This window comes from Aliiroseovarius lamellibrachiae (assembly GCF_018599245.1).
Taxonomy (GTDB): Bacteria; Pseudomonadota; Alphaproteobacteria; order Rhodobacterales; family Rhodobacteraceae; genus Aliiroseovarius; species Aliiroseovarius lamellibrachiae.
Window position 1 is genome coordinate 372,326 of record NZ_JAHEVJ010000003.1, and the last position, 25,671, is coordinate 397,996.

The window sequence follows — 25,671 nt, forward strand, 5'->3', positions numbered from 1 at the left end:
GCCACAGAGCGGTAGGTTCGATACGACACGATCGACGAACACCACCCCTTGTGGCCAGAAATTGAAGATCTGAACGACCAAAGGTTTGACACGCCAATGGGTTCGGGTTGGAGACAACGCCCGGTTTGGCCCCTGTTGGGTCGGCGGGGTATAAATTGGGGTCGGGCGGGCCACCGGACATAATGCAGATGGGATGACCCTCTGTGATGTGAAAGGGCAGGCCGCCGGCGCCGGAGAAGCAAACGCGATGAAGCGTGTGAGGTTTGAGCAAAGAACACATCAGGGGCACACGCCCCTGTCTGTGCTGCTGTATCCCGCGCATCCGCTCGCCCAGACAAGCCACCCCTATTCTCAAGCACTCCCGCCAATAAGACTTCGGCGGGCGCCTGATATCGGGTGCAGAAAGACATCATGGCTAAAAAGATGCTCATCGACGCCACACACACGGAAGAGACCCGTGTTGTTGTGGTCGACGGCAACAAAGTCGAGGAATTTGACTTTGAAAGTGAAAACAAACGTCAGCTAGCTGGCAATATTTATTTGGCAAAAGTGACGCGGGTTGAACCCTCGTTGCAGGCGGCCTTTGTGGATTATGGTGGGAACCGTCATGGGTTCCTGGCGTTTTCCGAAATCCATCCCGACTATTATCAGATCCCGGTCGCGGACCGTGAGGCGCTGATGGAAGAAGAGCGTGCCTATGCGGAAGCTATGGCCGCCGAAGAAGAAAAACCCAAGAAATCGCGCCGCCGCCGGTCGCGCGGTCGTTCAAAAGCCGAAGAGACCAAGACCGACGACGTTGTCGCCACCAAAGAGGTGGACGCGGCGGATGCGGCAAAACCTGCAACCGACGGCAATGTTGGTGGCATGGATGTGATTGATCTGGACCAGGGTGGCGATGACACGCTGGAAGGTCACTCGCCAATGGATTTGGTTGAGGACACCCCTGTTGCGGAACCCGCGGCGGATGCGGCGGACGGCGATGCGGCGCAGGCTGAGGCTTCGACCGAGGATGCGCCAGAGAATGTGACTGAGAATGTGGCTGAGGCACCTGCTGAAGCGGCCGCTGCAGAAGAGACATCTGAAGAAGCTGCCAAAGACACCGCTTCGGATGCTGACACGGATAAGTCTGACGACGATGATCATGATCATGATCATGACGGTGACGACGAAGACTCGCCACTGGAAGCTGACGAAAAAGACGACCAGATTGAACGCGTGGCGGATGATGACAGCTCGGACGATATTCGCCCGCGCCGCAAACCACGCCCCAAGCGTTACAAGATCCAAGAAGTTGTCAAAGTGCGCCAGATCCTTTTGGTGCAGGTTGTCAAAGAAGAACGTGGCAATAAGGGCGCTGCCCTGACCACTTACCTGTCGCTTGCGGGTCGTTACTGTGTGCTTATGCCCAACACCGCGCGTGGCGGTGGCATCAGCCGCAAGATCACCAATGCTGTTGATCGCAAAAAGCTGAAAGACATCGCAACCGAGATTGACGTGCCACAAGGCGCCGGTCTGATCGTGCGCACCGCAGGGGCCAAACGCACCCGCACCGAGATCAAGCGCGATTACGAATATCTTCAGCGCCTGTGGGAACAGATCCGTTCCTTCACGCTGGAAAGCATTGCGCCTGCGAAGATTTACGAAGAAGGCAACCTGATCAAACGGACGATCCGGGATCTGTATTCACGCGAAATCGACGAAGTGTTTGTCGAAGGCGAAGCGGGCTATCGCACCGCCAAAGACTTCATGAAAATGATCATGCCGTCGCACGCCAAAAACGTGAAACTGTACCAGGACCAAATGCCGCTTTTTGCGCGTTATCAGGTCGAAAGCTATCTGTCGGGCATGTTTAACCCGACCGTTCAGCTGAAATCCGGTGGCTATATTGTGATCGGCATCACCGAAGCGCTGGTGGCGATTGACGTGAACTCTGGCCGGTCCACTCGCGAAGGATCCATTGAAGACACCGCGGTGAAAACCAACCTTGAGGCCGCCGATGAAGTGGCGCGCCAATTGCGTTTGCGCGATTTGGCTGGTCTGATCGTGATCGACTTCATCGACATGGATGAACGCCGCAACAACAACGCCGTTGAAAAGCGGATGAAAGACAAGCTGAAAACCGACCGTGCGCGCATCCAGGTGGGCCGCATTTCGGGCTTTGGTCTGATGGAAATGTCCCGTCAGCGTCTGCGCCCCGGCATGATCGAGGCGACCACCCAGCCGTGTAACCATTGCCACGGCACCGGGCTGATCCGCTCAGATGACAACCTTGCGCTGAACATCCTGCGTCAGTTGGAAGAAGAGGGCGTGCGCCGCCGGTCCCGCGAAGTGCTGGTGAAAGCGCCGATTGGCATCGTCAACTTCCTGATGAACAACAAACGCGAACATATCGCGCAGATCGAAGCCCGTTATGGCATGTCGGTCCGCATCGAGGCCGACCCCTTCCTGGTGTCGCCCGATTACGCGATTGAAAAGTTCAAAACCGCCACCCGTGTTGTGGCCGAAGTGGCCGCCCCTGTGGTGTCGGCTGATGCGTCTTTGATGGCGGATCTGGACGAGGTCGAAGAGGCCGAGGTGATCGAAGAGGCCACCCCGGTTGACGCCGCATCTGAAGACGAACAGAAGCCCAAAAAGCGCCGTCGTCGTCGTCGCCGTCGTCGCGGTGGCAACGGTGAGAATGGCGAAAACGGTGAAGGCACGGAAGGTGGCGAGACCACCGAAGGCGCCAGCGCCGAAGGGTCTGATGCTGGTACGAATACTGCTGACACGCCTTCGGAGACCTCAAATGAGGGGGCAGAGGCCAGTGCTGATGCGCCTGCAGAGGTGGATGCCGCAACCGACACGGTTGAGGAAAAGCCAAAGAAAACCCCGCGCAAACGTGCGCCACGTAAGAAAAAATCCGATGTTGCGGCCGAGGCCGTGACGGACGGTGCTGAAACAGCTGAGGCCACACCTGAGGCCAAAGCAGCGGATGCGCCAACTGAGGGTGGGACGGAGGCGGCTTCGGAAGAAAAACCGAAGAAAGCCCCACGCAAACGCGCCCCGCGCAAGAAAAAGACCGAAGAGACGGTCGAGGCGGCGGCGTCCGACGCGCCAACTGAGGCCACAGCAGAGGCCGCACCTGCGGAAACTGCTGAGGAAGAGAAGCCTAAGAAAGCACCGCGCAAACGTGCGCCGCGCAAGAAAAAGGTAGAGCCTGTAGCTGAGGAAGTGACGGCTGATCCTGTTGCGCCAGTGGCGGCTGAACCAGCCCCTGCGCCCACAGCGGAACCTGCGCCAGAAGCCAAACCAGAAGCCAAACCAGAGCCTGAAATGGCCGCGGCTGCGCCAGCACCAGCCCCCGCCGCTGCTGAGGCCGCAGCTGAGGCCCCGAAGGCAGACGATGGTCCGCCGAAGCCAAAGCGCAAAGGGTGGTGGTCACTTGGTCGCTAACCGGATCACAGATCCGAATATGAAACGCAAAAAGCCGGGCCCAGTGCCCGGCTTTTTTATGCCGTGTTCCTGCAAGCCGTCCTGAAATCCCGCGCCCGGATCAGCCCTTGCGAATGAAATAATATGTGATCGTCTCATTGCCCGCATCAGGGGTGTCACCCAAAAGCGTGTGACCTTGTTCGGCACAGAAATGCGGCACGTCAATCACCGCGGCCGGATCCGAGGCTTCCAACCGCAACACAGCGCCTGATGGCATAGATTTCAACCGCTTACGCGCCTTTAGCACGGGCAACGGACACAAGAGACCAACGGCATCGAGGGTCTCGTCATAGCTGAGGTCTGGGGTGTTGTCTGTGTTCATACCCCGTGCATAAATCGGCAAATGCGCGCTGTCTATATCCGGTTTCTGAGCGCGGGGCGCGGGCCTGTCGCGGGGATGTGACCAAGTGGCAGGTGACACCCGCGAAAACTTCGCCTATGTGGTAATTATGTTCGGAATTGACCTGATAGACGCGAGCCTTCTGCCCGCCATGACCGTTGCCCTCGTTGCGGGGCTTTTGTCATTTCTCAGCCCCTGTGTGCTGCCGATTGTCCCGCCGTATCTGGCGTATATGTCGGGGGTGTCCATGGGCGACATGTCCGAGGGGCGCGGGGTGCAGGGCAAGGTGCTGATGACCGCCGGATTCTTTGTGCTGGGCCTGTCGACGGTGTTTCTGTTTCTTGGCTTCACGACTTCGATCTTTGGGTCATTTTTCCTGCAAAACCAAAGCACATTCAACACGTTGGCGGGGCTTTTGGTGATGGTGTTCGGCGCGCATTTTCTGGGCGTGATCAACATCCCCTTTCTCAACCGCGAAGCCCGCATTGATGCCGGTGACCAAGGCGGAAGCGCCTTTGGCGCCTATCTTTTGGGGCTGGCGTTTGCCTTTGGTTGGACGCCCTGCATTGGGCCTCAACTGGGCATGATTTTATCCTTGGCCGCCACCGAAGGCTCTGTGTCGCACGGCACGTTGCTGTTGGCGGTCTATGCGGCGGGGCTGGGCATTCCGTTCCTTTTGGTCGCGGCGTTTTTCCCACGCATGGGCGGGGTCATGGCGTTCATGAAGCGGCATATGCTGCGCATTGAACGGATCATGGGGCTGCTTTTGTGGACCATCGGGCTTTTGATGCTGACAGGCGGGTTTTCGTCGTTCTCATACTGGCTTCTGGAAACCTTCCCAGCCCTGGCAACGCTCGGGTAAATCCCTGAAAACAGGGCTTACTTTGGCCATAAACTCGCGCTAGCATATGCCCAGTTGAAAGGCCGGGCAGATGGCAGAAAACGTGACAGCCAAACAAGAAATACGCCGCAGGCGGGTGTTTTACATCCCCGGCTATGACCCCATTCATCCGCGGCGTTACCGCGAGCTTTACCGCAAGGAAAGCGCCCGTCAGGGGCAGATTTCCGGCTATTCGGTGGATCTGATTGGCCGACAGGGGACCTCGACCTATGGCTGGCAAGTCACCGGCAAAATGGACGGGATCGAAACCGAGGCGGAATTTGATGTGCTGGTCTGGTCGGACATTGTGCGCGAGAGCATGGATTTGAACATCTTCCAGACCTATCTGATGATGGCGCGCACGGCGGGAACCTATATCGGATCCGGTGCGTTGTGTCGCCTGATGCAGCTGCGCAAAGGCCCGGTGATCGCAGCCCTTTACCCCGTTGGCATGTTGATCCTGCAATTGCTTTTGGCGGTTTTGGCAGGGTGGAGCATGGGCGGCCTCATTGCGCTTGGGTTTGCATCCCTTATCGGTGGATCACTTGCCAAACTCGTAGGGGGTGCGGCTGGCATTTTCGTTTTTATCTTTCTTCTCAAATGGTTCCGCAAGATCGATAACAAGCTTTACGTCTATTACCTAATGCATGACTACAGCTATTCCGCGGCGTCAAAAGGGGCCAATCCGCCCCAGCTTGAAGCGCGCATGGCGCAATTTACCGATCAAATCGCCGAGGCGCTGACCTCGGACGTGGATGAGGTTTTAGTGGTGGGGCACAGCTCTGGTGCGCATCTTGGCGTGTCCATTCTGGCCGATTTGGTACGCGGAGGGCGCGTGCCAAAATCCGGTCCAAAGCTTGGGTTTCTGACCCTCGGGCAGGTGGTGCCGATGGTGTCATTCCTACCCAACGCGGGCCGTTTGCGCCGGGATTTGCATGACCTTTGCCAGACCGACCAGATCGCTTGGGTGGATGTGACGGCGCCCGGCGATGGCTGTGCCTTTGCGCTGTGCGATCCGGTGTCGGTGTCTGGGGTCGCGCCGGCGACGGGCAAACGCTGGCCGATCGTTTTTTCCGCAGCCTTCACCAAAACCCTAAGCCCCGCGCGCTGGAAGGCGCTGAGATGGCGATTTTTCCGGCTGCATTTCCAATATCTCTGCGCCTTTGACCGCCCCAAAGATTATGACTATTTTCAGATCACCGCAGGCCCTATAAGCCTTTTAGAACGCTACCGGAATCGCCCTTCATCCAATAGCCGTATCGACCGTTCCATATCGAAGTTTACGAGTATGGATCCATGACAAAAACCACTGCTGAGACCGGTGGAGAGACCTCAAAGCTCCCCCCAAAACCGCCGGCGCGAGAGGGGCGTGTGTCGCTGCGCAGATATGCCAAGCTGTTTCGAAAAGATATTTTGTCGGCCCAGCCCGCGCGGCTGTATCGGGCGTGGATGGCCGAATTTCGCACCCCATTTTTTCGCAGCTTCATGTGTAATGACCCGGAATTGGTCGATCTGGTTCTAAAGGGCCGCCCTGATGATTTCCCAAAATCTGACCGCATTCGCGAAGGTCTGGCCCCGCTTTTGGGCAATTCGGTGTTCATCACCAATGGCGAGACGTGGAAGCGGCAGCGGCGTATCATTGACCCCGCCTTCGAAGGGGGGCGCGTGCGGGATGTGTTTCCCGCGATGTGGGATGCGGGTGTGGCCGCGGTGGACCGTCTGGCCCCCAATGCGGATGGGCAACCCCTTGAAATTGAATTGCAAACCAGCCACGCGGCCGCGGATGTGATCTTTCGCACGCTGTTCTCAATTCCGATTGAACATGAGGTTGCGGGCGCGGTTTTTGACAAGTTCAAAGACCATCAACGCGCCCAGCCCGTGGTCAATCTGGGCGCCTTGTTGCCGCTGCCTAAATGGTTTCCGCGCTTTCACAGCAAGCAAACCAAAGAAACGGCGCGCGATATCCGTGCGCTGATCACACAGTTGACCGAAGACCGCATGGCGCAGATCAAGGCGGGCACGGCCCCTGATGATCTGGCCACCAAAATTATGACCACAAAAGACCCGGAAACCGGTGCGCAATTTGACACCGAAGAGATGGTGGACCAGGTGGCGATTTTCTTTTTGGCGGGGCATGAAACCAGTGCATCGGCGCTGGCGTGGTCGCTGTATCTATTGGCGCAGTTTCCAGAGTGGCAGGACCGTGTGGCGGCAGAGGCGGAAGCGGCGATTGACCCGGAAAAGATATATTTTTCAACGATGTCCAAGCTGAAACTGTCGCGGGATGTGTTTCGAGAGGCGATGCGGCTTTATCCCCCCGTGCCGATGATGGTGCGCGAGGCGGCCTGTCCTGAGAGCTTTCGAGCTCGCAAGGTGCCCAAGGGCAGTCAGATTGTATTAAGCCCGTGGCATTTACACCGGCACGAACGGATTTGGGACAATCCCGATGGCTTTGACCCGGGCCGGTTTGCGACAGAAGAGGGCAAAGCCTGCATGCGCAAAGCCTATATTCCGTTCTCATCCGGGCAACGGGTGTGCCCTGGGTCTGCTTTTGCGATGATCGAAGGGCCTTTGATCTTATCGCTGCTGATACGCGCCTATCGCTTTGAAATCGTGACCGAAAAACCAGCAATGCCCGTCGCACACCTGACGGTGCGCGGCAAAGATGGGATCTGGCTGAGGCTGACGCAGCGGGGTTAAGCGCGGTAGTGGTTCAACACGTAAACGCGGATGGCAGAGGCAAGGCCGCGGTCCATGCCGCGGGTTTCGTCCACTTCGGCGGCCAAGGCGTTCAGGGCCATGCCGCGCGCGCGGGCAATCTCGTTAAAGGCTTGCCAGAATTCCGGTTCCAGCGACACCGAGGTGCGGTGACCGTGTAAGGTGAGCGAGTGTTTTTGCGGGCGGGTGGTCATGTTTTGTCGTCCTCGCCGTCCCGTTTGTGGCCATCAAAAAGCTTGCGCACCCGTTCAGCATCCACATGTTCCGCGTCTTTTTGCGCCTTTGTGCGGCCAAATTTCACCGCGTTTTCTTGCGCGCGGGCCTTACCCTCGGCCCGCGCTTTTTCTTTTCTGTACCGGTTCAGATTGACCGGCTCTGAACCGTCTTTAGTCATTCGTCTTTTGGGCCGATCATCTGCTCGGGGCGGACCACCTCGTCAAAGGTTTTTGCGTCCACAAAGCCAAGCGCGATTGCCTCTTCCTTCAGGGTTGTGCCGTTTTTATGCGCCGTTTTGGCCACTTTGGTTGCGTTGTCATAACCAATTGTTGGCGCCAAAGCGGTGACGAGCATCAGGCTTTCTTTCATCAGCTTGTCAATGCGTGGCTCGTTGGCTTGGATACCGTTCAGCATACGTTCGGTGAAGCTGTCGGTTGCGTCGCCCAAAAGTTGGATGGATTGCAAGAGGTTATAGCTCATCATCGGGTTGTAGACGTTGAGTTCAAAGTGACCTTGCGACCCTGCGAATGTCATTGCGGCGTTGTTGCCCATGACGTGGGCCGCGACTTGGGTCAGGGCTTCGGCCTGTGTCGGGTTCACTTTGCCCGGCATGATCGAGGACCCGGGTTCATTTTCCGGCAGGATCAATTCGCCCAGACCCGAACGGGGGCCAGAGCCCAAGAAACGGATGTCATTGGCGATTTTATAGCAAGATCCCGCGACCGTGGCCAAAGCGCCGGACATAAAGACCATGGCGTCATGGGCGGCGAGCGCTTCGAATTTATTGGGGGCGGTTACAAATGGCAGGCCAGTGATGCGCGCCATATTGGCGGCAACCGTTTCGCCCCAACCGTTTTTGGTGTTGAGCCCGGTGCCGACAGCGGTGCCGCCTTGCGCGAGTTCATAAATGCCGGGCAGGGCGGCGTTCACCCGCGCGATGCCCTGGCGGATCATATGGGCGTAGCCTGAGAATTCCTGACCCAAGGTCAGCGGGGTTGCATCCTGCGTGTGGGTGCGGCCGATTTTGATGATGTCTTTGAATTCTTCTTGCTTGGCTTCAAGGCCCGCCAGCAGTTTTTCAAGACCGGGCAACAGCACGTCGCGCACGGACATCGCGGTGGCGATATGCATGGCGGTGGGGAAGGTGTCGTTGGAGGATTGGCCCATATTGCAGTGATCATTGGGGTGCACGGGGTCTTTGGACCCGATCACACCGCCCATGATTTCAATCGCGCGGTTGGCGATCACTTCGTTGGAGTTCATGTTTGACTGGGTGCCGGACCCGGTTTGCCACACGACCAGCGGAAAGTTGTCGTCAAACTTGCCGGCGATCACTTCGCTTGCGGCTTGGATCACGGCGTCAGCGATTGTGGCGTCCATGTCGCCCGAGGCTTTGTTGGCCTCGGCGCAGGCTTGTTTGATCACGCCCAACGCGCGCACGATGGCGACAGGTTGTTTTTCCCAACCAATGGGGAAGTTCATCAACGAGCGTTGCGTCTGTGCGCCCCAATATTTGTCGGAGGGCACTTCGAGCGGGCCAAAGCTGTCGGATTCTGTGCGGGTTTGGGTCATGGTATGCGCCTTTAGCAAAAGAAGTCCCGGCTTTTGTACTTAAAAGCGCGCGGAATTCAATGCTGGTAGCGTCAGAACCTGTCGCATGTTTGTGATTATTCGTCGCAAACTGCGCCCGGTTGCAGGACCGGGGCCCGTGCGGCTCTCGCGTTGCAGGCGCAAAATTACTTGCGGAAACTATCGAGACTGACCACGTCGGCATCTTTGGGTTCTGGTTCGGCCTCTTCCAGTTCAATTTCGGGCGCGTCCTCTGTGCCCTCTTCGTCCTCGTCTTCGCCCGCGATGTGCAAATTGGTGTGATGGTCGCTGTCTTGTGTTTCAAAGCGCAGGCCAAACTCTACCGAGGGATCGACGAAGGTGTTGATCGCATCAAAGGGGACATACATGGTTTCGGGTGTGTCGCCAAAATTCAATGTGACCCCGAAGCCGTCGTCGTTGACGTTGAGGTTATCGAACCAATGTTGCAGCACGATGGTCATATCTTCGGGGAAGCGATCATGCATCCAATCCGCCAGCTCTGCATCGGGATGGCGGGTGTTGAAATTGATAAAGAAATGGTGATCTCCCGGCAGGCCCTCGCGCGCCACATCTTCCAGCACGGACTTTATCAGACCGCGCATGGCATCATGCATCAAATTTCCATAGTCGATCGATCCGGACATGCTGCACCCTTGCTGTTGCTTGATTTGAGCATACGGGAAATTAACGTAAAAGGAAGTGGTGAGGTGAAAAACTTATCGCTTTTCTTGCGGGGTATTCGCCAAGCAAAAGGGGGCATGTTCGCGCCCCCTTTTTTCATAGATTTAGCCGATGGTTTCCCCGGCCAAGCACAGAGCCAATGTGTGTTCTGGTAATAGGCCAAGTTGTTCAAATAGTGTCAAAAAGTCGAATTGGTTATAGGCTTCGACGATTTTGCCATCTTTGATACGACACATGATTTGGCCGGTGACATTTACCGTGCCTTCATTCAGTTTTCCAGTCGCCTTGGCGGACATTTGTGCCCAGACCCAATTGTCCAGTTCAACCACGCGGTCAAAGTGGATTGTCACGTCTTCGATTTGTTCATGTACGGCCCCGGCGAGGGCTTTGAAATCTTCAGGGCCGACGCCAAATTCCATCATGCCCTGCGCTTCGGTGTCTGGTGTGAATAGGGTGTCGATGACCTCTAGGTCTGCTTCGACCCAGACGCGTTGATACCATTCTTTTAGGATGTCCAGATTAGACATGTGGTCTCCGCCTTTATGCTGCTCAGCGTTCAAAAGTTACGACAAGTATAGTGAGTGAAACGTGAACAAACCCTTGCACGGGCACCTGTCTATTTGGACAGGTTGTGCAAAAAACCCCATAAAAAATGGGTTTTTCACTTGCAAATTCGAAGTGATATGATGAGGGGAAGGTTAAGTGCAGGTTTCTGTTGCCAGGTACCTGCGGACCCCGCCAAACGCGGCTAGGCGTAAGGACTTAAGGTCAGCGACCAAGGTTGCTTACGCAGCCATAGCCATTGCTGGAGCTTTGTTGTCATTTGCAACTAGCTTAAAATGTACCGATAACGGTGGTAACTCACCGAAACAAAGCTAACCCCTTTAGACGTCCGTCGATCCTATTTCGTCCCCATGATCCCAAATGATAGGATGTTTGGTGGAGACGCCGGGTACCGCCCCCGGGTCCGATCCGCTTATTGCGAGCGCGTTTATGTCCATAGTCCCCGAGGGGACGAAACAGATATAAGTCTTCGTGCCGGCAGATAAAAGGGCCTGTGTGAAATCTTTGAAAGATTTCATACCGTTTTCTTGCAGTGAAAGCGCGGCTGTCACAGAGGCGGCGGGTGGATTGGCGCCCGATTGCAGAAGATGAGGGTCTGGCCGGAATTTTCCGTACGCCGGATCACCGCGCCTGTGTGCTCGGTTTTTGAGGTGAAGAGCGCGTGCTGCCATGCCTTTGGTGCGTGTGGGGATATGGGGGCGTGGTTAAAGCCGCAGCATTGGTTATTGTGGTTAAGCGTGGGTTAACCGTGATCCGCAGAGTGCCCGCGCCGCGCAAAGGCCTGTCTTGCCAGTGTCTGGGTGTATTCCCCCAAGGCGGCAAGGGTGTCATCTGTCTGTGCTCCGCCCCGTGCCTCTAATGCGTCGGCGATCTGGGTGTGCAGGGCAATGATCCGGTCGCGATCCCGCTGTGTATAGGTGATCATGTTCATCAGCGGCTGCATCGCCTCTACGGCGCCGGCCAGTTGATAAGACAGCACCGGATTGCCGGCCCCGTCGACCAGCGCGCGGTGAAAGGCCACGTCCGAGGCGCAGAAAGCCTCGTCTGACAGGCCGGTTTGCCCCTGACGGACAATCTCGGCGCGCATGGTGGCAAGGTGGTCAGGCGTGCGGCGTTGGGCGGACAGTGGCGCACAGGCGCGTTCCAGCGCATAGCGCGCTTCGCAAGCGGTTTCAAAGCTGACGGAATTCATTGAGAGCAGCAGGGTGGAGGTGGTGATCTGCTGGCCGTAAGCGTCCTCAAACGACATGCGGTTCACAAAGGCGCCCCCGGTGGCACCGCGCTGTGTGCGGATAAGGTTCTGAGCGGCCAGTCTTTTTAGCGCCTCGCGCACGGTGGGGCGGGAGACGGAAAACTGATCGGCCAATTCGGCCTCTGACGGCAGGCGCTGATCGACAATCAGGTCGCCGGCAATGATGGCATCACGAATATCGCTGGCGATTTGGGCGGAAAGGTCTTGCGGGGTGGGTTTTTGCGCGCTCATCCTTTGTGTCTAGGCGGTGAGGGGGCGTGTGGTCAACTGGACGCTGCGTCACTTTCGGTGCGGAAAAAAATCATTTGTCTGACAATTGGTTCCGGATGTAGCGTTTAAATGTAAGACAATTGCGAATCTTTCAGGAGCACCCCATGCAAATCGCCACCCGCATCAGGCAAATGGCCGCCCCTCACTGGCTGGCTCTGTTTGGCTTGGTCTTGCTGGGTTGGGGGGGGCTCTATGCGATGGCCGTTCCCACGGATGATTTGGCGATGGCGCAGATTTACGGGGCCGAGTTCTGGCGCTCGCTGTGCGTGGTGTCGCCCGATCGGGCAGGATATTGGGGCCTGGCTGCAATGTGGGCGATTATGTCGGGGGCGATGATGGCGCCCACCGCATTGCCCGCATTGGCAACTTATGACGACATGCGCAGCAGTGGCGCGGCCAGCACACGCGGCTTTGGCGAGCTGATTGCGGGCTATCTGGCGATCTGGCTGGGCTTTGCGCTGGTGGCGGCAGGCGCGCAATTGGCGCTGTTCCGGCTTGGGTTGATCTCTCCGCTGGGTCAAAGCCTGTCGGTCTGGTTGTCGGGGGCTTTGCTGATTGGCGCGGGGCTTTATCAGTTCTCAGCCTTCAAGGAGGCTTGCCTGTCAAAATGCCGCCAACCGATGAGTTTTTTCATGCAGTATTGGCGCAACACCCGCTGGAACGCTGTGGCGCTGGGTCTGCGATTGGGGGCGGTCTGCCTTGGCTGTTGTTGGGCGCTTATGCTGCTTGGGTTTGTGGGGGGCGTGATGAACATTGCCTTTATGGGCCTCGCCACGCTTGTGATGATTTTCGAAAAACTGCCGGACATTGGCCGGTATGTGACCAAACCGCTGGGCTGGGGACTGACTATTCTTGGCCTTGCACTCATGACCAATGGCGCAATGAACCTGCTTTAGGGGCGCCGAATAAGGGAGAATGACATGGACGGGACGCAAGTAGGCCAGGTTGAATGGGCCATCAAAGGGGAACTGATCCTCAACTGTAACTGCACGGTGTTTTGCCCCTGTGTGGTCAGTTTGGGCGATCACCCCCCGACCGAAGGGTATTGCATGGGCTGGGCGGGCATTCGCATCGACAGCGGCCATTATGGCGGCGAGGACCTGTCTGGCCTGAATGTGGGGCTTCTGTTGGAAATCCCCGGCCGCATGGCGCGTGGCAACTGGAAAGCTGCGGCCTATATTGATGATCGTGCCAATGATGCCGCGTTCGAAGCGCTGTGCCACATTTTCACCGGGGCGGCCAAAGGCACAACCGGGTTGTTCAAGATGTTGGTCAGCGAGTTTCTGGGTGCAGAACGCGCGCCGGTTGTTTTTGAAACCGAAGGCAACAAGCGCCGCCTGATGGTCGGCAAAGCCATCAAAGGCGAGATTGAACCTGTGCCCGGAAAAGGCGGGGCCGATCAGGTCATCACCAACACCAATTACTGGATGGGTCCGGATATCACCGTTGCCAAGGCCAATGTTGCCAAAGTGCGCGCCTTTGGTCGGGTGTGGGATTTTGACGGAAAATCCGCTGAAATCTGTCAGATCGACTGGAAAGGTCCCGGTCGCTGACGCGGCCGGACCTTTGATAAGGGAGCGCGACCCGTGGTAAGTTCTTCAGGAGCCATGATCTCACCCTCTCGCCGTTTGCGGCGCACCCCTTTCAGCCCCGGTGTCGAAGCCGCCGGGGTCAAGGGGTATACGATCTACAACCACATGCTTCTACCGACTGTTTTTCGGTCGGTGGAAGAGGATTACCGCCACCTGAAGGACGCCGTGCAGGTCTGGGATGTGTCGTGTGAACGACAGGTGGAAGTGCGCGGGCCGGATGCGGCGCGCCTGATGCAAATGCTCACCCCGCGCGATCTGTCAAAGATGCAGGATGGGCAATGTTTCTATGTGCCGATGGTGGATGAGACGGGGGGGATGCTCAACGACCCTGTTGCTGTGCGGTTGGATGAAAACCGGTTTTGGATTTCCATCGCCGACAGTGATCTTTTGTTTTGGGTCAAAGGGTTGGTCTACGGCTTTCGTCTGGATGTATTGGTGGATGAACCGGATGTTTCGCCGCTTGCCATTCAAGGCCCGCGCGCGGATGATCTGGCGGCGGCTGTGTTTGGCGACGCGGTGCGTGACATTCGGTTTTTCCGCTATAAACAGCTGGACTTTCAGGGGCGCAAACTGGTGGTCGCCCGCTCTGGCTATTCAAAGCAGGGTGGGTTTGAGATCTATGTCGAGGGGGCTGACATTGCCATGCCGCTGTGGAACGCCTTGATGGAAGCCGGCAAAAGCATGGACGTGCATGCCGGATGTCCCAATGGGATTGAGCGCGTCGAAGGCGGGCTTTTGTCTTACGGCAACGATATGACCCGCGATAACACCCCGCACGAGGCCGGGTTGGGGCGGTTTTGCTCCACCCAAAGTGCCTTGGGCTGTGTCGGGCGTGATGCGCTGCTGCGCGTGGCCAAGGAAGGCCCGGTGCAACAGGTGCGCGCGATTGAGATCCACACCGGGGATGGGCGCCCCGTGCCGCCCTGTGATCGGGCCTGGCCCTTGATGGATGGGGAAAACCAGGTGGGGCAGGTGACGTCCGCCGCCAATTCCCCGGATTTCAACACCGGTGTCGCGATTGGCATGGTGCGCATGACCCATTGGGCGTCCGGCACCGAGTTGGATGTGCTGACACCAGATGGGCCGCGTGCTGCGACCGTTTATGACACATTTTGGATTTAACCGGCGGGCAGGGTGGCCCGCAAAAAGGAGATGACGATGTTTAAAGCGCTGGTAATGGAGCAGGGCGAGGATGGTTTGGCCGCGGCTGAGATCAAAGAGATCGAGGCGGCTGCGCTGCCCGAGGGCAATGTGACGGTTGCGGTGGAGTATTCCACCGTGAACTACAAAGACGGGCTGTGCCTGTCGGCCAAAGGCGGCGGGCTGGTGCGCAACTATCCCCATGTGCCGGGCATTGATTATGCAGGCACCGTTGAGGCGTCGGAGGACGCGCGCTACAAACCCGGCGACAAAGTGGTGCTGACCGGTTGGCGCGTGGGCGAGGCAACTTGGGGCGGTTATGCGCAGAAGGCGCGCATTTCAGCCGATAAGCTGGTGCCGCTGCCCAAAGGGCTTGATACCCGTCAGGCGATGGCGGTGGGCACGGCGGGATTTACCGCAATGCTGGCGGTGATGGCGCTTGAGGATCACGGGCTGAAGCCCGGCAATGGTCCGGTGCTGGTTACGGGTGCTGCGGGCGGTGTTGGTTCGGTTGCCACGGCGATTTTGGCCCATCTTGGCTATGAGGTTGCGGCCGTCACGGGGCGTCCCGATCAGGCGGAGTATCTGAAATCGCTGGGGGCCACCACCATTGTCGCCCGAGAGGAACTGAACGAAACCACCAAACGTCCGCTTGAGGCGGAAACCTGGGCGGGGTGTGTGGACGCGGTGGGCGGCGAGATGCTTGCGCGTGTTTTAGGTCAGATGAAATACGGGGCAAGCGTGTCTGCGGTGGGGCTTGCGGGCGGCGCTGGGCTGCCGGCCACGGTCATTCCCTTCCTTCTGCGTGGGGTGAACCTGTTGGGTATTGATAGTGTGATGCAACCGACCGAGAACCGTCTGCGCGCATGGGAACGCATTGCCACCGATCTGCCGATGGACAAGTTGGAGGCGATGATCCGCCCGGCCAAACTGTCTGATTTGCCCGCGCTGGGCGCCGATATCCTGAAAGGTCAGGTCAAGGGGCGTGTTGTGGTGGATGTGAACGCCTGAGCGCGGTTAACCTTGTAAGGCATGACCTGTGACATAAGAAAGGGCGCCCATTTGGGTCCAGCCTGTGCGATAAATGTTGAAACCTCCCGCAAATAATTTGTGACGCATTCTCACCTATAGGACATGGCCAAACGACGCTGCCGGATTGATTTCCGGCAGCGTTTTGTTTTTGCGCCATAATTTTTTCAAATTCATCTGCCAGATGAGGCTTGTTCGTGCACGGCCAGAGGTCCGCACGAGAAAAATTTCAAATACTGAGTAATAGGCCCTTTGGAAATGCTCGATCAAGCCAATGTAGCTGATACGAAACACAAACTCTTGACCGAAACTTCGAAGGGCAAACGCTTGGGCAAGAGTATTCCACAACTGTCGTTGGAGCAGATCTATCCAGCACAAAATGGTGATGTAAACCTAAATACCTGCGGCGATCCTGATTGCGGCAACTATGGCATCGCACCTGATAGCATCCACAATGCTTTTCGCGGCAGAAATGCTGGACAACGGCGATTAGCTGCATCTTTGAAGAACTCTGGCATCAACATGGGCGTGGGCTGATATCGCTTTCATGGCGGAAAAGATGACAAGAAATACGAAACAGTATTGCTCTGGAATACGCGGATGATCCTCACTCTTGGGATGATAATCGCTCTGTGAAATGCCAGCACACAGCGCGAAACTCTGAATGCGGGATTCAGTTTAAAGTTCTTTCAAACGAACACTTTGCAAAAGAAGAAGAGCGTTTCCTATCACAAAATGGTCTGCTTGATGGACCAAGCTGCGGGCATTGCGGGACAACTTACCTATCCGCGCCTGAAGAGTTTGTTTTCAATGGGGCAAACGGCAAGAAAACGACCACCAAAGGCAAATCAAAAGCCATAGGTGTGCGTATGATCCACGAGCCCTGCAAGGGCAAAACGGGCGCGCGCTTTACGGTTTCTCAATCTCATATCCGGCAACAGGACCGGCGAGAGAATATCCGAATTCTCAAACACCTGGTTAACGATGCAAGCATCAACGGATTGAAGCGGTTGCTGATGCCGGCAAAAGGAAAACGTAAAGTCGGGGTGAAAAGGATCTACGACCGCATTTTCTGGCTTGAGAAAACCCTGCTTGCATACGGAAAGATAACACTGGTTGGAGAGCAGGAAGCCGCTATGGCTCGCACCGTTCCTCACATATTTCGAGACATGATCAAAGATGATCGCTTTGAGTGGCATGTCATCTCGTTCGACAAGGACGCGACCAAGCCAACGCGACAGAAACGAGCGAAAGAATATGACAAAATGATGAAGGAAACCGACGGGGACGGCTATCGCTTGCTGAGATACGCGCAATAGCACCTGTTTAGGGCCGCAGCGAGACCCCGGCAGCCATCGGCAACACCCCTGTTGGGGCTATCCTGCGCAGCCCGAAAAGAACGTTTGTTTTGCATATCTGGCTGCATCGCTGGGCGACAGATCGCCCGAACTGACCAGCACCCAGGCCGCCGCGAAGGTGCTGTCAAAAACCGCGACAATCCATTCTGAAGGAATGTCGCGGTTGATCTCGCCCCGTTTTTTGGTTTGCTTTACAAGGGCCTGCATGTCCTTTTTCCAACCGGCTTCGATCTTGACCAGGTCCTTGTCGTTTTGGACCTGGGACCAGATGCCAGCCATGAACTGATACCTGTCTGCGAGCGGCATCAGCAGGTCGAAAATGGCCTCAAACGCGGCGCGGCCCTTCAGGTGCTCAATGCCCTTCAACGCGATTTCGGTCTCTTTCATGCAGTCCACAACGAGCGCCTTGATCAGAACCTCGCGCGTTTCGAAATGCCGATAAAGCGTCGCCCGCCCCACGTCTGCGGCAATGGCAATTTCTGACATTGCCGCAGACGGATTGGTGATCAGCGTCTTGAGAGCTGCTTCAACGATGGCCGTTTCAGATTGCACAAGGCGCTGATCCCGTTTCATGAGCGTTATTCGACCACCTTTGTGAATTTGATGAACAGCCCCTTGTCGGCGGCATCATTTGATCCGACTTTTGGGCTGGAAACGTTCAACAAGCAATGGTTTTCGTCGCTGTTCAGATTGGCGCTCCAGCGGGCGTCTTCCATACCGCGCCCTTGATCGTCGAGAGGCTGATAGATCAGCTGCGATTGGTCGTCTGATAACCAGGCTTCGAACGCGGCGGTCATGGCGTCATTGGAGACCATGAAGCCGGTGAACCGGTCCTGCTCTGAATTCCACGACGTCAGGGACGATCCGAAATAGCCGTCACCCGCGTCCGCTTCGAACTTGAAGTTGATGAACATCGCGTGGCCACCCAGGATGAGTTCGATGGATTCATCGCCAAGGATGGGCGAACCCTGATAGCTGCCCTCCTGACGGTAGAACCCCGCCATGCAGGCGATGCGGTTCGTGTCGTCAGACAGCGGCACTTGGGCACCCACTTTGAACAGGTCAACGTCCAGCGCCTCAGAGCTGCGCTGATAGGTGCCTTCAAAGCTGACAAACGGCGTTCCGCCATCCACAGCACGCATCCGGGACACCGTGTAGGTGTTGCCCGACAGCTCCATTGTCGTCTGATCAACGACGGCTTGACCTTGCGCGTTCATGGTCGTGCGCGTGACCATGAATTCGGTGTCGCTGATGCGGGTCATCGGTTCTTTGCGCGCACCCAGCCCGTCATTGCCAACGGTCAGGTGAACAGGGTTTTCAGTGCCCCAGTCCCAGCCCAGAAACGACAGGGTCGCGATGGGTTGCGCGGCGCCCGTGTCGATGATTTCCCGTTTTTCCATCAGAACATCATCGTAGGCCGGCGTGTAGATGACCTCAGATGTCCAAGGGGTGCCCTGGCTGCCTGCATCTGAATAGAGGGTGCCTGAACCTGTCCAGCTGCCGGTGAACTCATGCAGTTCGCCCAGGGTTTTCATTCCTTTACCTGGGTAGCACGCCGAGACGAGAAGGAGGGCCGAGATGGCCGAGATGGCCAAGAGCAGATGTTTCATTTTCATATCCTTTGTGTGTCTTGACATGGGACATAGGTGTATCAAAACCGGACGTCAAGATATGAGGCATGCATGTATCATAAAAATTAAACTCGGAAGAAATCCCATTTAGGTGGCAAAGGTCAAACCGGCTTAACAGATCCCAGTTCAGACCGTGGAAAGTTGCCATCGGCGCAATTGTCGAGAACGGAAGCTAAGTCCCGCCAGTCCTGCCGCTCAGGCAGGCAAAATGCTGCACCATTTTTCGAACAACAGGTTTCGGGAAGCTGCGATGCAGCGATTTGTTGTCAGGCGAATGGCGGGTCTGGGCCGTCAACATCAGATCGTCACGTAGACGACCAACTCAAATTGCGGACCCTCCAAAGGGTTTCCTCGGCAGATAAGCTGCCGAGGACCCACTCAATGTCCTATAAGTGAGAATGCGTCAAATAATTTGCGGGAGGTTTTTCTATGACTACGGTCCGAACTAATTCCTATTGGTTGATCGATTTTTTTTTGGAGCAAGTATGCGAATAGGATCATTTGGCCTCTTCTGGAAGGATCAGGCGGATAGAGATGCACAAGACTTCATAGAAGCAAATTTTGCGCCAATCTCTGAATTTTCATCAGAAGAGAAAGGTCTGTTCCTGGAAGAGGCGCGACTGATAAGAAAAAGGGGAAAGGTGACGGTAAATGCCTCCGCGGTGCTGGCTTTAACCAAACTTCTCGCGTTGAGAGTGGCCTTGCCCAATGATGCTTCCATGCCTCTAAGACATTGTTGCCGAGACATGGAACTTTTCATTAAAAAGGCTGCCTGGAAGACTGATAGCGACCCTATTGTTCTGGCCGAATACTTCATCGCTCTGCGAAACCAATACTGCGAAAAAGAATTCGAAGCCTAATTTCTCTTCAGGAAATTTCTGTTGCGAGCGCTTCAGCTTGCTTCAGAACCGTTTTGATGGCGTCTGATGTGAGATCAGGCGGATATCCGTGTCGCTGAAGGATCTTCTTCACCGCAATCCTCATTTTCGCGCGCACATTCTCACGACGCCACCAATCAGCACCCGCATTCCCCCTGACTGTCTTGACCAACTCGGCCGCGATAACTTGGAGTTCATTGTTGGACATGATCTCAACAGCGCTGTTATTCTGCGCGAGCGCGTCATAGAACGCGCGTTCGTCCGTCGTAAGGCCGTCGTCAGGCTCTGCGCGAAGGTCTTTCGCAATTTCGATCAGCTCTTGAATGATCTGAAGCGCATCAACACTGCGATTATGGTAGCGCCCAATTGCCACCTTAAGGCGTTGAGAGAACTCGTCTTTCTTGACAACGTTGCTTCGAGTCCGCGCACTGATCTCTCCATTTAGAAGCTTTTTCAGTGCTTCCACTGCGAGATTTTTATGCTGCATGTTCTGAAGCTCGATCATGAACTCCTCGGAGAGCATGCTGATGTCAGGTCGGTCAAAGCCACAAGCGCCGAGAATGTCGACCACTTCCGTTGAAGCGACAGCATTGTTGACGAGCTGCTGAATTGCAAAATCCGACTGCCCACTCTTCTTGCCCTTGCGATCAGCATCGAGCTTTTCGATCCCCGTTCGAACCGCTGAGAAGAACGCCACTTCGACAGCATGCTCGGTCGCCTGAGGGCTGCCTGATGCCAGCTTGAACGCCTTTACCAGCGCAGCAACCGCGTCCTGGAACCTTTTGACGGATGCGCCATCATCTTGGATGCTTTTGTTTAGGATGTGTTCAATCGCGGGTGGAAGAACCTTGATCCTGTCTTTCGACGATCCATCAAGCACATCAGCATAGTCATACCCAAAAAACTGTTGTCGCGCGACATCCAATGCATCAAGAAACGCGGAGACAGCCTCCGCCTCATTGACACCCGTCTGTTTCTGATCGGACTGCGAGTAATGCGCGAGGGCATTCTTCAGGTCCGCAGCAATCCCAATGTAATCAACGACCAAGCCAGCTGGCTTACCTTTGAACACCCGATTCACGCGCGCGATGGCCTGCATCAAGCCATGTCCCTTCATCGGCTTGTCGACATACAGCGTATGCATGCAAGGCGCGTCAAAGCCGGTCAACCACATGTCCCTGACGATCACGAGCTTCAATGGATCAGCTGGATCTTTGTATCGATTGCGAATGGCTTCCTGTCGGGACTTCGAGCGGATGTGAGGCTGCATCGCCGCCGGATCTGTTGCGTTGCCGGTCATGACAACTTTCACCTCTCCGGTGTCATCTGTATCTCCGTGCCATTTGGGGCGTGTCGCAACGATACGATCGTAGACTTCGGCGCAAATCCTGCGGCTCATACACACAATCATGGCTTTGCCATCGATTGCCTCAATGCGCGCATCGAAGTGTTGGAGAATGTCTGCGACAACAGCGTCCAGCCGGTTGTCTGCCCCCACAAGAGCCTCAACCCGCGACCATTTCTTGGCTGCGGCGTCAGTCTCTTCTTCTTCGAGCTCTTCAGTTGCGTCGTCGAATACCTCGTCAATTTCGTCAGCAAGGTCTTCGTTTAGCTTAATCTTCGCAACCCTCGCCTCATAATAGATTGGCACAGTAGCGCCATCTTCGACGGCCTGAGCGATGTCGTAGACGTCGATGTATTCGCCAAACACGCCGCGTGTGTTCGCACCTACCAACTCAACAGGTGTCCCTGTGAAGGCCACATAGACGGCATTCGGCAGGGCCTGGCGAAGCTGATAGGCGAGGCCGTATTTCACATCGCCTTCCTTGGTCATCTTCGCGTCGAACCCGTATTGGGTGCGGTGCGCTTCGTCGACCATGACGATGACATTCGAGCGATCCGTGATTTCTGGGAACTCTCCGCCAGCGTCTGGTCGGAACTTCTGAATGGTCGAGAAAACAACGCCACCTACATCACGATCCAACAGCGATTTTACATCACTAATGCTGTCTGCCTGCACAGGTTCTTCACCCAGAATGTCCTTACAACGCGCGAAGGTGGCGAACAGTTGGTTGTCCAAATCATTGCGGTCCGTCAGCACCAACAGGGTTGGGTTTTCAAGCTGAGGATCATGCATGACCCGCCCAGCAAGGAAGGTCATCAGGAGCGACTTACCCGAACCCTGCGTGTGCCAGATCACACCCGCTTTGCCGTCCTGTCCACGGGCACTGGCGATGGCGTCCATGGCTTTGCGCACGGCAAAGAACTGGTGATAACCGGCGACCTTCTTGATCGGGCCTTTGCCCTCATCCTCGAACACCACACACCAGCGCAGCAGATCAAGCAGCGTCTGACGGTTCAACAATCCTCGCGCCAGCGTTTCCAGCGCAAGATCCGTGCCCGCAGGAACAAGCGTCTCACCGTCGAGCGTGCGCCATGTCATGAAACGGTCGAGATTGGCCGAGAGCGAACCATAGCGCGCCGTGAACCCGTCGCTGATCACATTGAGCAGCGTCGTTCGGAACAGATCAGGGATATCTGCCTTGTAGGTCTCGATCTGGTTGAAGGCGGCTTCGATATCCTTGCCCTCGGTGCCTTTCAGCTCAATCACGACCAATGGCAGCCCGTTGAGGAAGATGACCATATCGGGGATGCGAGGGGCTTTGCCCACGACGTCGACCTGATTGACCGCACGCCAGTCGTTGTTCTGGTCTTCCCAATCAACCAGATGCACAACCGCGCCGCGCTCTTCGCCGTCTTGCACATAGGTGGCTTTGATGCCTTCAACCATCAGCCGATGAATACGCCGGTTTTCCTGCACGACGTCGGTGGTGAAAACGGGGTCGAGAATTTTCTTGGAGGCGTCGATCAAGGCCCGCTCGGGCAGATCGGGGTTGATGGCGCGCAAAGCATCCATGAAAACGGGTTCCAGGATGGTATCGCGGTTGCTGGCGCGCAGGGCGGGTTTCACATCTGGCGAAAGCTGCGCACCATGCATCAACTGACAGCCCAGATCGCCCATTTCTTCCATCAGGAAGTCTTCAAGATCGGCTTCAATCAAAAACGCCATCACATCACCTGTAAATCATCTTTTGGGCAAACGCCCGAATATGAAGAGGCAGCCGCATCACGCGATTGCCTCTACTTGTTCTTTGGCCTCACCCACGCGCAACTCACCGGACATCAGGCGCGGGAGAAGCGTGTCTCGCAGGGCGGCGAGGGTTTGGTTTTCTTCGGACATGGCGTGAATGCGCTCAAACCAGTTTCCACAGACCTCACCGAAGGCTTGAAGAAGACCATCTGTTGGTTTGATCACCTCGATCTCTGCAAAAGCTTTGGGGGGCACCCGCTGGTGGCTGTTGGATGTGCCAGTTACCCTAAAAAGGGCCTCATCACGGAAGTTTGCCGAGGACATCAGGCAATAAAGCCAGGGCGTTTGAAGTTCATGAAGCGCCTTGGCGACATAGAACTCCGTCGAAGAAGCAGGAATTGCCGCTTCTTCATCTGTCTGCGCCCACCACACGCGGGATATCGACGGATTAAGGCGCGAAAACAGAATTGCATTGTTTGGAACAAACAGCTTGTTGCTTTTGATATCTTTGCCGTTTTCTAAGACAGGAACGCGCCCAGTATCGAATGCTGGCAGGCTGAAATGATGGAATGGCTGATCTGGCTGATCCATCGGTTTCACCGTCTGTTTTACATGCTCACAGACTGCAGAAACCGTCGACTGTTCCCACCCCTCCGGCAGGCCATTCTCGCCGAAGCTGTCGGGGAAGAGAGCGGCGGTGGCGGCGTCCATGTGGGCGGGGGTGCGGCCTGCGGCTTTGGCGTGGACGGGGTCGAAGTCAACGAACCACGACCGATAAAGCGCCTGCGCCAACTCTTCCAGCGTCGCCGCCGTCTTGCGGTTCACCTCAATCTTGTCATCCAGCGCCCCGAGGATCGCCGCGATCTCGAGTTGTTCTTCTATATTTGGGATATCGATTTCTGCGCTAAGTATTTGAGCTGGCGAGAGATTTGCTTGCCCCCCAGAGCTGGTAGCAATCGCAATGAATTGCTCTTGATAGGGAAACGAACTCAGCAAATACCCCATAAAGCGAATACTCGCCTGCTTTTCCTTTTTGAGACGGAGCGCCCCGACTCGCTGATTCAGAAAGTAAGGTGTCGCCCTGTCAAAGAAGGCGACTTTACCAACCCATGTCTCCGGCGAACCGTCATGCCGGTTCCCTGACATGCTGATGAGAAGGTCCTGAGGCTTAGCAAGTTTGTTGGCGCGTTCCGTTAAGAATTTGTCCGATACATAAGAGAACTCATGCTCACTGAAGAAACCTGCTTTTACGTTTTTGATCTTAATAACTGGAACGCCTTGATCAATGAAGTCTCTGCTTTTGAAGGCGAAACCATTTTCAAGCTCAAACAAGTCACCGACGGACAAAATTTGGCGACTTATCATTTCAACTCCCCCAAACGATCTTCGATCTGCGCTTCCAGCCGCCGTCCCTCGGCAAACTGCTGGCGCAAGGCCCTCATCAGGCGGGTGAACTTTTCCTCAAAGGGTTCGCCGTCATCCTCCACCTCTCCTGCGCCGACATAGCGGCCTGGGGTCAGGACGAAGTTGTGTTTGGCGATCTCTTCGGTTGTGGCTGACTTGCAGAAGCCCGCGACGTCTTCATATGCGCCTGCGTCCGGCTCACCCCGCCAAGCGTGATAGGCGGTGGCGATTTTCTCGATTTCCACGCGCGACAGCTCTTTTTGCTTGCGCGATCCCGGCACCAGCGCGCCCATCTTGCGCGCGTCGATAAACAGCACCTCACCGCGACGGTCGCGCAGCTTTGCGTCCTTGGCGATACCGTTGGATTTATCCTTGGCCAAGATCCACAAGCAGGCCGGGATCTGCGTGCCGTAGAACAGCTGCCCCGGTAGGGCGACCATGGCATCGACCGCGTCGCCTTCGACCATGGCGCGGCGAATATCGCCTTCGCCACCAGACATGGACGACATCGAGCCATTGGCCAGCACCACGCCGCCGATCCCCTTGGAGGACAGGTGCGTGTGAATGTGTTGGAGCCACGCGTAGTTCGCATTGCCGACAGGCGGCGCGCCGAATTTCCAACGCGCATCCTCGCGCAGCAGATCACCGGACCAGTCCGAGATGTTGAACGGCGGGTTGGCGAGGACATAGTCAAAGCGTTCATCCGGGAAGGCATCTTTGAGCAGCGTGCCTTCGGAATTCCAACGGATCTCCGCAAAGATACCGCGAATGGCAAGGTTCATGCGCGCCAGACCATAGGTGGTGTGGTTGCGTTCCTGACCATAGATGGCAATGTCGTTCTTCTGGCCTTTGTGTGCGTCGATGAACTTTTCCGACTGCACAAAAAAGCCGCCAGTGCCGCAGCAGGGGTCATAGACGCGGCCTTTGGTGGGTTCGATCATCTCGATCAGCGTGTCAACTACGGGTTTGGGCGTGTAGAACTCACCACCGCGTTTGCCCTCGGCAGATGCAAATTCACCGATGAAGTATTCATAGACGCGGCCGATCAGGTCGAAGTCTTCATCGTTGCCAGCCAGCTTGAAGTTGGTGAACAGGTCCATCAAGCCCGACAGCATGCCACGGTCCATGCTTTCCTTGCCATAGACCTTCGGGAGCGCACCTTTCAGGCTTTCGTTGTCAGCCTCGATCGCGCGCATGGCATCGTCGAGCATGACACCGATCTCTGGGCTTTTGGAATTCTTGGCCAGAAAAGACCAGCGCGCCTTTTCCGGCACCCAAAAGATGTTCTCGGCCAGGTATTCGTCGCGGTCTTCTGCGTCCGAGTATTGGTCCTCGGAAAGTGTATCGTGCAAACGCTGAAAGGACTCCGAGACATATCGGAGGAAGATCAGGCCAAGAGCCACGTGTTTGTATTCGCCGGGGTCCATATTGCCCCACATTTTGTCTGCTGCGGCGAAAAGGGTGGTTTCGATGCTCATGCGGCTTCCTCAAAAAGTGTTGTTTCTTGCCGAGAATATGGGGATGAAACCCATTTCCCAGAAATGGATTCTGCTAAATGCTTTGCGC

At 56.2% G+C, this 25,671-nt stretch carries 23 protein-coding genes and 1 other RNA gene; 11 read left to right on the forward strand and 13 right to left on the reverse strand.

The window, feature by feature from the left end; all coding sequences use genetic code 11:
- Positions 1–411 precede the first annotated feature (411 nt).
- Positions 412–3,432, forward strand: a complete 3,021-nt coding sequence (locus KKW20_RS07630) for an Rne/Rng family ribonuclease (RefSeq protein ID WP_214567268.1) — start codon at positions 412–414, stop codon at positions 3,430–3,432.
- 100 nt (positions 3,433–3,532) lie between these two features.
- Here the strand turns inward: KKW20_RS07630 and KKW20_RS07635 are convergent, their stop codons facing one another.
- The gene (locus KKW20_RS07635; RefSeq protein ID WP_214567269.1) at positions 3,533–3,793 is read right to left on the reverse strand and encodes a sulfurtransferase TusA family protein; all 261 of its coding nucleotides are present in this window, start codon (positions 3,791–3,793) and stop codon (positions 3,533–3,535) included.
- A gap of 127 nt (positions 3,794–3,920) precedes the next feature.
- On the opposite strand from KKW20_RS07635, the gene KKW20_RS07640 reads away from it, so the two are divergent.
- From KKW20_RS07640 to KKW20_RS07650, 3 genes are all read left to right on the forward strand, one after another.
- Positions 3,921–4,673, forward strand: a complete 753-nt coding sequence (locus tag KKW20_RS07640) for a cytochrome c biogenesis CcdA family protein (protein ID WP_214567338.1) — start codon at positions 3,921–3,923, stop codon at positions 4,671–4,673.
- Positions 4,674–4,743: 70 nt separating this feature from the next.
- Positions 4,744–5,991 (forward strand): hypothetical protein, encoded by a 1,248-nt coding sequence (locus tag KKW20_RS07645; protein WP_214567270.1) that lies wholly within the window; start codon positions 4,744–4,746, stop codon positions 5,989–5,991.
- Positions 5,988–7,391 (forward strand): cytochrome P450, encoded by a 1,404-nt coding sequence (locus KKW20_RS07650; protein WP_214567271.1) that lies wholly within the window; start codon positions 5,988–5,990, stop codon positions 7,389–7,391. The genes KKW20_RS07645 and KKW20_RS07650 overlap by 4 nt, the downstream gene beginning before the upstream one ends.
- Here the strand turns inward: KKW20_RS07650 and KKW20_RS07655 are convergent.
- From KKW20_RS07655 to KKW20_RS07685, 7 genes are all read right to left on the reverse strand, one after another.
- Positions 7,388–7,603: a ribbon-helix-helix domain-containing protein gene (locus KKW20_RS07655; protein ID WP_214567272.1), complete on the reverse strand. Its 216-nt coding sequence runs from the start codon at positions 7,601–7,603 to the stop codon at positions 7,388–7,390. The two genes, KKW20_RS07650 and KKW20_RS07655, sit on opposite strands and share 4 nt — an antisense overlap.
- Entirely contained in the window at positions 7,600–7,803 is a 204-nt protein-coding gene (locus KKW20_RS07660; protein ID WP_214567273.1) for a DUF4169 family protein, read from the reverse strand. Before KKW20_RS07660 ends, KKW20_RS07655 begins: the two co-directional genes overlap by 4 nt.
- Positions 7,800–9,197 (reverse strand): class II fumarate hydratase, encoded by a 1,398-nt coding sequence (gene fumC, locus KKW20_RS07665; protein WP_214567274.1) that lies wholly within the window; start codon positions 9,195–9,197, stop codon positions 7,800–7,802. The genes KKW20_RS07660 and fumC overlap by 4 nt, the downstream gene beginning before the upstream one ends.
- A 164-nt stretch (positions 9,198–9,361) precedes the next feature.
- Entirely contained in the window at positions 9,362–9,859 is a 498-nt protein-coding gene (locus KKW20_RS07670) for an SspB family protein (RefSeq protein WP_214567275.1), read from the reverse strand.
- A 141-nt stretch (positions 9,860–10,000) separates the two neighbouring features.
- The gene (locus tag KKW20_RS07675) at positions 10,001–10,423 is read right to left on the reverse strand and encodes an ester cyclase (protein ID WP_214567276.1); all 423 of its coding nucleotides are present in this window, start codon (positions 10,421–10,423) and stop codon (positions 10,001–10,003) included.
- A gap of 174 nt (positions 10,424–10,597) precedes the next feature.
- Positions 10,598–10,951, reverse strand: a transfer-messenger RNA (tmRNA) gene (gene ssrA, locus KKW20_RS07680).
- Positions 10,952–11,202: 251 nt separating this feature from the next.
- Complete coding sequence (locus KKW20_RS07685) at positions 11,203–11,943, reverse strand: FadR/GntR family transcriptional regulator (RefSeq protein ID WP_214567277.1); 741 nt, start codon at positions 11,941–11,943, stop codon at positions 11,203–11,205.
- Positions 11,944–12,086: 143 nt separating this feature from the next.
- Here KKW20_RS07685 and KKW20_RS07690 point away from each other — a divergent pair, with 143 nt between their 5' ends.
- The 6 genes from KKW20_RS07690 (at position 12,087) to KKW20_RS07715 (ending at position 17,062) form a co-directional block, all read left to right on the forward strand.
- On the forward strand, positions 12,087–12,878 hold the full coding sequence (locus tag KKW20_RS07690) for a DUF2182 domain-containing protein (protein ID WP_246534499.1): 792 nt from the start codon (positions 12,087–12,089) through the stop codon (positions 12,876–12,878).
- Positions 12,879–12,902: 24 nt separating this feature from the next.
- Entirely contained in the window at positions 12,903–13,535 is a 633-nt protein-coding gene (locus KKW20_RS07695) for a DUF1326 domain-containing protein (protein ID WP_214567278.1), read from the forward strand.
- Between the two features lie 54 nt (positions 13,536–13,589).
- Entirely contained in the window at positions 13,590–14,696 is a 1,107-nt protein-coding gene (locus tag KKW20_RS07700) for a dimethylsulfoniopropionate demethylase (protein WP_214567279.1), read from the forward strand.
- Between the two features lie 36 nt (positions 14,697–14,732).
- Entirely contained in the window at positions 14,733–15,725 is a 993-nt protein-coding gene (gene acuI / locus KKW20_RS07705) for an acryloyl-CoA reductase (RefSeq protein WP_214567280.1), read from the forward strand.
- 276 nt (positions 15,726–16,001) lie between these two features.
- Complete coding sequence (locus tag KKW20_RS07710) at positions 16,002–16,280, forward strand: hypothetical protein (RefSeq protein ID WP_214567281.1); 279 nt, start codon at positions 16,002–16,004, stop codon at positions 16,278–16,280.
- A 95-nt stretch (positions 16,281–16,375) separates the two neighbouring features.
- Complete coding sequence (locus KKW20_RS07715; RefSeq protein WP_214567282.1) at positions 16,376–17,062, forward strand: hypothetical protein; 687 nt, start codon at positions 16,376–16,378, stop codon at positions 17,060–17,062.
- Positions 17,063–17,119: 57 nt separating this feature from the next.
- On the opposite strand, the gene KKW20_RS07720 is transcribed toward KKW20_RS07715, so the two are convergent.
- Together KKW20_RS07720 and KKW20_RS07725 are read right to left on the reverse strand one after the other, a co-directional pair.
- On the reverse strand, positions 17,120–17,674 hold the full coding sequence (locus KKW20_RS07720) for a TetR/AcrR family transcriptional regulator (RefSeq protein WP_214567283.1): 555 nt from the start codon (positions 17,672–17,674) through the stop codon (positions 17,120–17,122).
- A gap of 5 nt (positions 17,675–17,679) precedes the next feature.
- Positions 17,680–18,711: a hypothetical protein gene (locus tag KKW20_RS07725; protein ID WP_214567284.1), complete on the reverse strand. Its 1,032-nt coding sequence runs from the start codon at positions 18,709–18,711 to the stop codon at positions 17,680–17,682.
- Between the two features lie 506 nt (positions 18,712–19,217).
- Between KKW20_RS07725 and KKW20_RS07730 the strand changes: the two genes are divergently transcribed.
- Positions 19,218–19,592 carry a hypothetical protein gene (locus KKW20_RS07730; RefSeq protein ID WP_214567285.1) on the forward strand — a complete coding sequence of 125 codons (375 nt, stop codon included), beginning with the start codon at positions 19,218–19,220 and terminating at the stop codon, positions 19,590–19,592.
- Positions 19,593–19,599: 7 nt separating this feature from the next.
- Here KKW20_RS07730 and KKW20_RS07735 read toward each other — a convergent pair whose 3' ends face one another.
- From KKW20_RS07735 to KKW20_RS07745, 3 genes are read right to left on the reverse strand one after another with little or no spacing between them, the layout of a single operon-like run.
- Positions 19,600–22,680: a type I restriction endonuclease subunit R gene (locus tag KKW20_RS07735; protein ID WP_214567286.1), complete on the reverse strand. Its 3,081-nt coding sequence runs from the start codon at positions 22,678–22,680 to the stop codon at positions 19,600–19,602.
- 57 nt (positions 22,681–22,737) lie between these two features.
- Positions 22,738–24,066: a restriction endonuclease subunit S gene (locus KKW20_RS07740; protein WP_214567287.1), complete on the reverse strand. Its 1,329-nt coding sequence runs from the start codon at positions 24,064–24,066 to the stop codon at positions 22,738–22,740.
- A complete protein-coding gene (locus KKW20_RS07745) occupies positions 24,063–25,583 on the reverse strand; it encodes a type I restriction-modification system subunit M (protein ID WP_214567288.1) in 1,521 nt (506 codons plus the stop codon). Before KKW20_RS07745 ends, KKW20_RS07740 begins: the two co-directional genes overlap by 4 nt.
- Positions 25,584–25,671: the final 88 nt, after the last annotated feature.

Coding starts and splice junctions, on each gene's coding strand:
- KKW20_RS07670 (WP_214567275.1), bottom strand. CDS start 9,859: ATGTCCGGATCGATCGACTATGGAAATTTGATGCATGATGCCATGCGC.
- KKW20_RS07730 (WP_214567285.1), top strand. CDS start 19,218: ATGCGAATAGGATCATTTGGCCTCTTCTGGAAGGATCAGGCGGATAGA.
- KKW20_RS07645 (WP_214567270.1), top strand. CDS start 4,744: ATGGCAGAAAACGTGACAGCCAAACAAGAAATACGCCGCAGGCGGGTG.
- KKW20_RS07685 (WP_214567277.1), bottom strand. CDS start 11,943: ATGAGCGCGCAAAAACCCACCCCGCAAGACCTTTCCGCCCAAATCGCC.
- KKW20_RS07710 (WP_214567281.1), top strand. CDS start 16,002: ATGCTCGATCAAGCCAATGTAGCTGATACGAAACACAAACTCTTGACC.
- KKW20_RS07695 (WP_214567278.1), top strand. CDS start 12,903: ATGGACGGGACGCAAGTAGGCCAGGTTGAATGGGCCATCAAAGGGGAA.
- acuI (WP_214567280.1), top strand. CDS start 14,733: ATGTTTAAAGCGCTGGTAATGGAGCAGGGCGAGGATGGTTTGGCCGCG.
- fumC (WP_214567274.1), bottom strand. CDS start 9,197: ATGACCCAAACCCGCACAGAATCCGACAGCTTTGGCCCGCTCGAAGTG.
- KKW20_RS07720 (WP_214567283.1), bottom strand. CDS start 17,674: ATGAAACGGGATCAGCGCCTTGTGCAATCTGAAACGGCCATCGTTGAA.
- KKW20_RS07690 (WP_246534499.1), top strand. CDS start 12,087: ATGCAAATCGCCACCCGCATCAGGCAAATGGCCGCCCCTCACTGGCTG.
- KKW20_RS07630 (WP_214567268.1), top strand. CDS start 412: ATGGCTAAAAAGATGCTCATCGACGCCACACACACGGAAGAGACCCGT.
- KKW20_RS07745 (WP_214567288.1), bottom strand. CDS start 25,583: ATGAGCATCGAAACCACCCTTTTCGCCGCAGCAGACAAAATGTGGGGC.
- KKW20_RS07740 (WP_214567287.1), bottom strand. CDS start 24,066: ATGATAAGTCGCCAAATTTTGTCCGTCGGTGACTTGTTTGAGCTTGAA.
- KKW20_RS07650 (WP_214567271.1), top strand. CDS start 5,988: ATGACAAAAACCACTGCTGAGACCGGTGGAGAGACCTCAAAGCTCCCC.
- KKW20_RS07660 (WP_214567273.1), bottom strand. CDS start 7,803: ATGACTAAAGACGGTTCAGAGCCGGTCAATCTGAACCGGTACAGAAAA.
- KKW20_RS07640 (WP_214567338.1), top strand. CDS start 3,921: ATGTTCGGAATTGACCTGATAGACGCGAGCCTTCTGCCCGCCATGACC.
- KKW20_RS07700 (WP_214567279.1), top strand. CDS start 13,590: ATGATCTCACCCTCTCGCCGTTTGCGGCGCACCCCTTTCAGCCCCGGT.
- KKW20_RS07735 (WP_214567286.1), bottom strand. CDS start 22,680: ATGGCGTTTTTGATTGAAGCCGATCTTGAAGACTTCCTGATGGAAGAA.
- KKW20_RS07675 (WP_214567276.1), bottom strand. CDS start 10,423: ATGTCTAATCTGGACATCCTAAAAGAATGGTATCAACGCGTCTGGGTC.
- KKW20_RS07725 (WP_214567284.1), bottom strand. CDS start 18,711: ATGAAACATCTGCTCTTGGCCATCTCGGCCATCTCGGCCCTCCTTCTC.
- KKW20_RS07635 (WP_214567269.1), bottom strand. CDS start 3,793: ATGAACACAGACAACACCCCAGACCTCAGCTATGACGAGACCCTCGAT.
- KKW20_RS07655 (WP_214567272.1), bottom strand. CDS start 7,603: ATGACCACCCGCCCGCAAAAACACTCGCTCACCTTACACGGTCACCGC.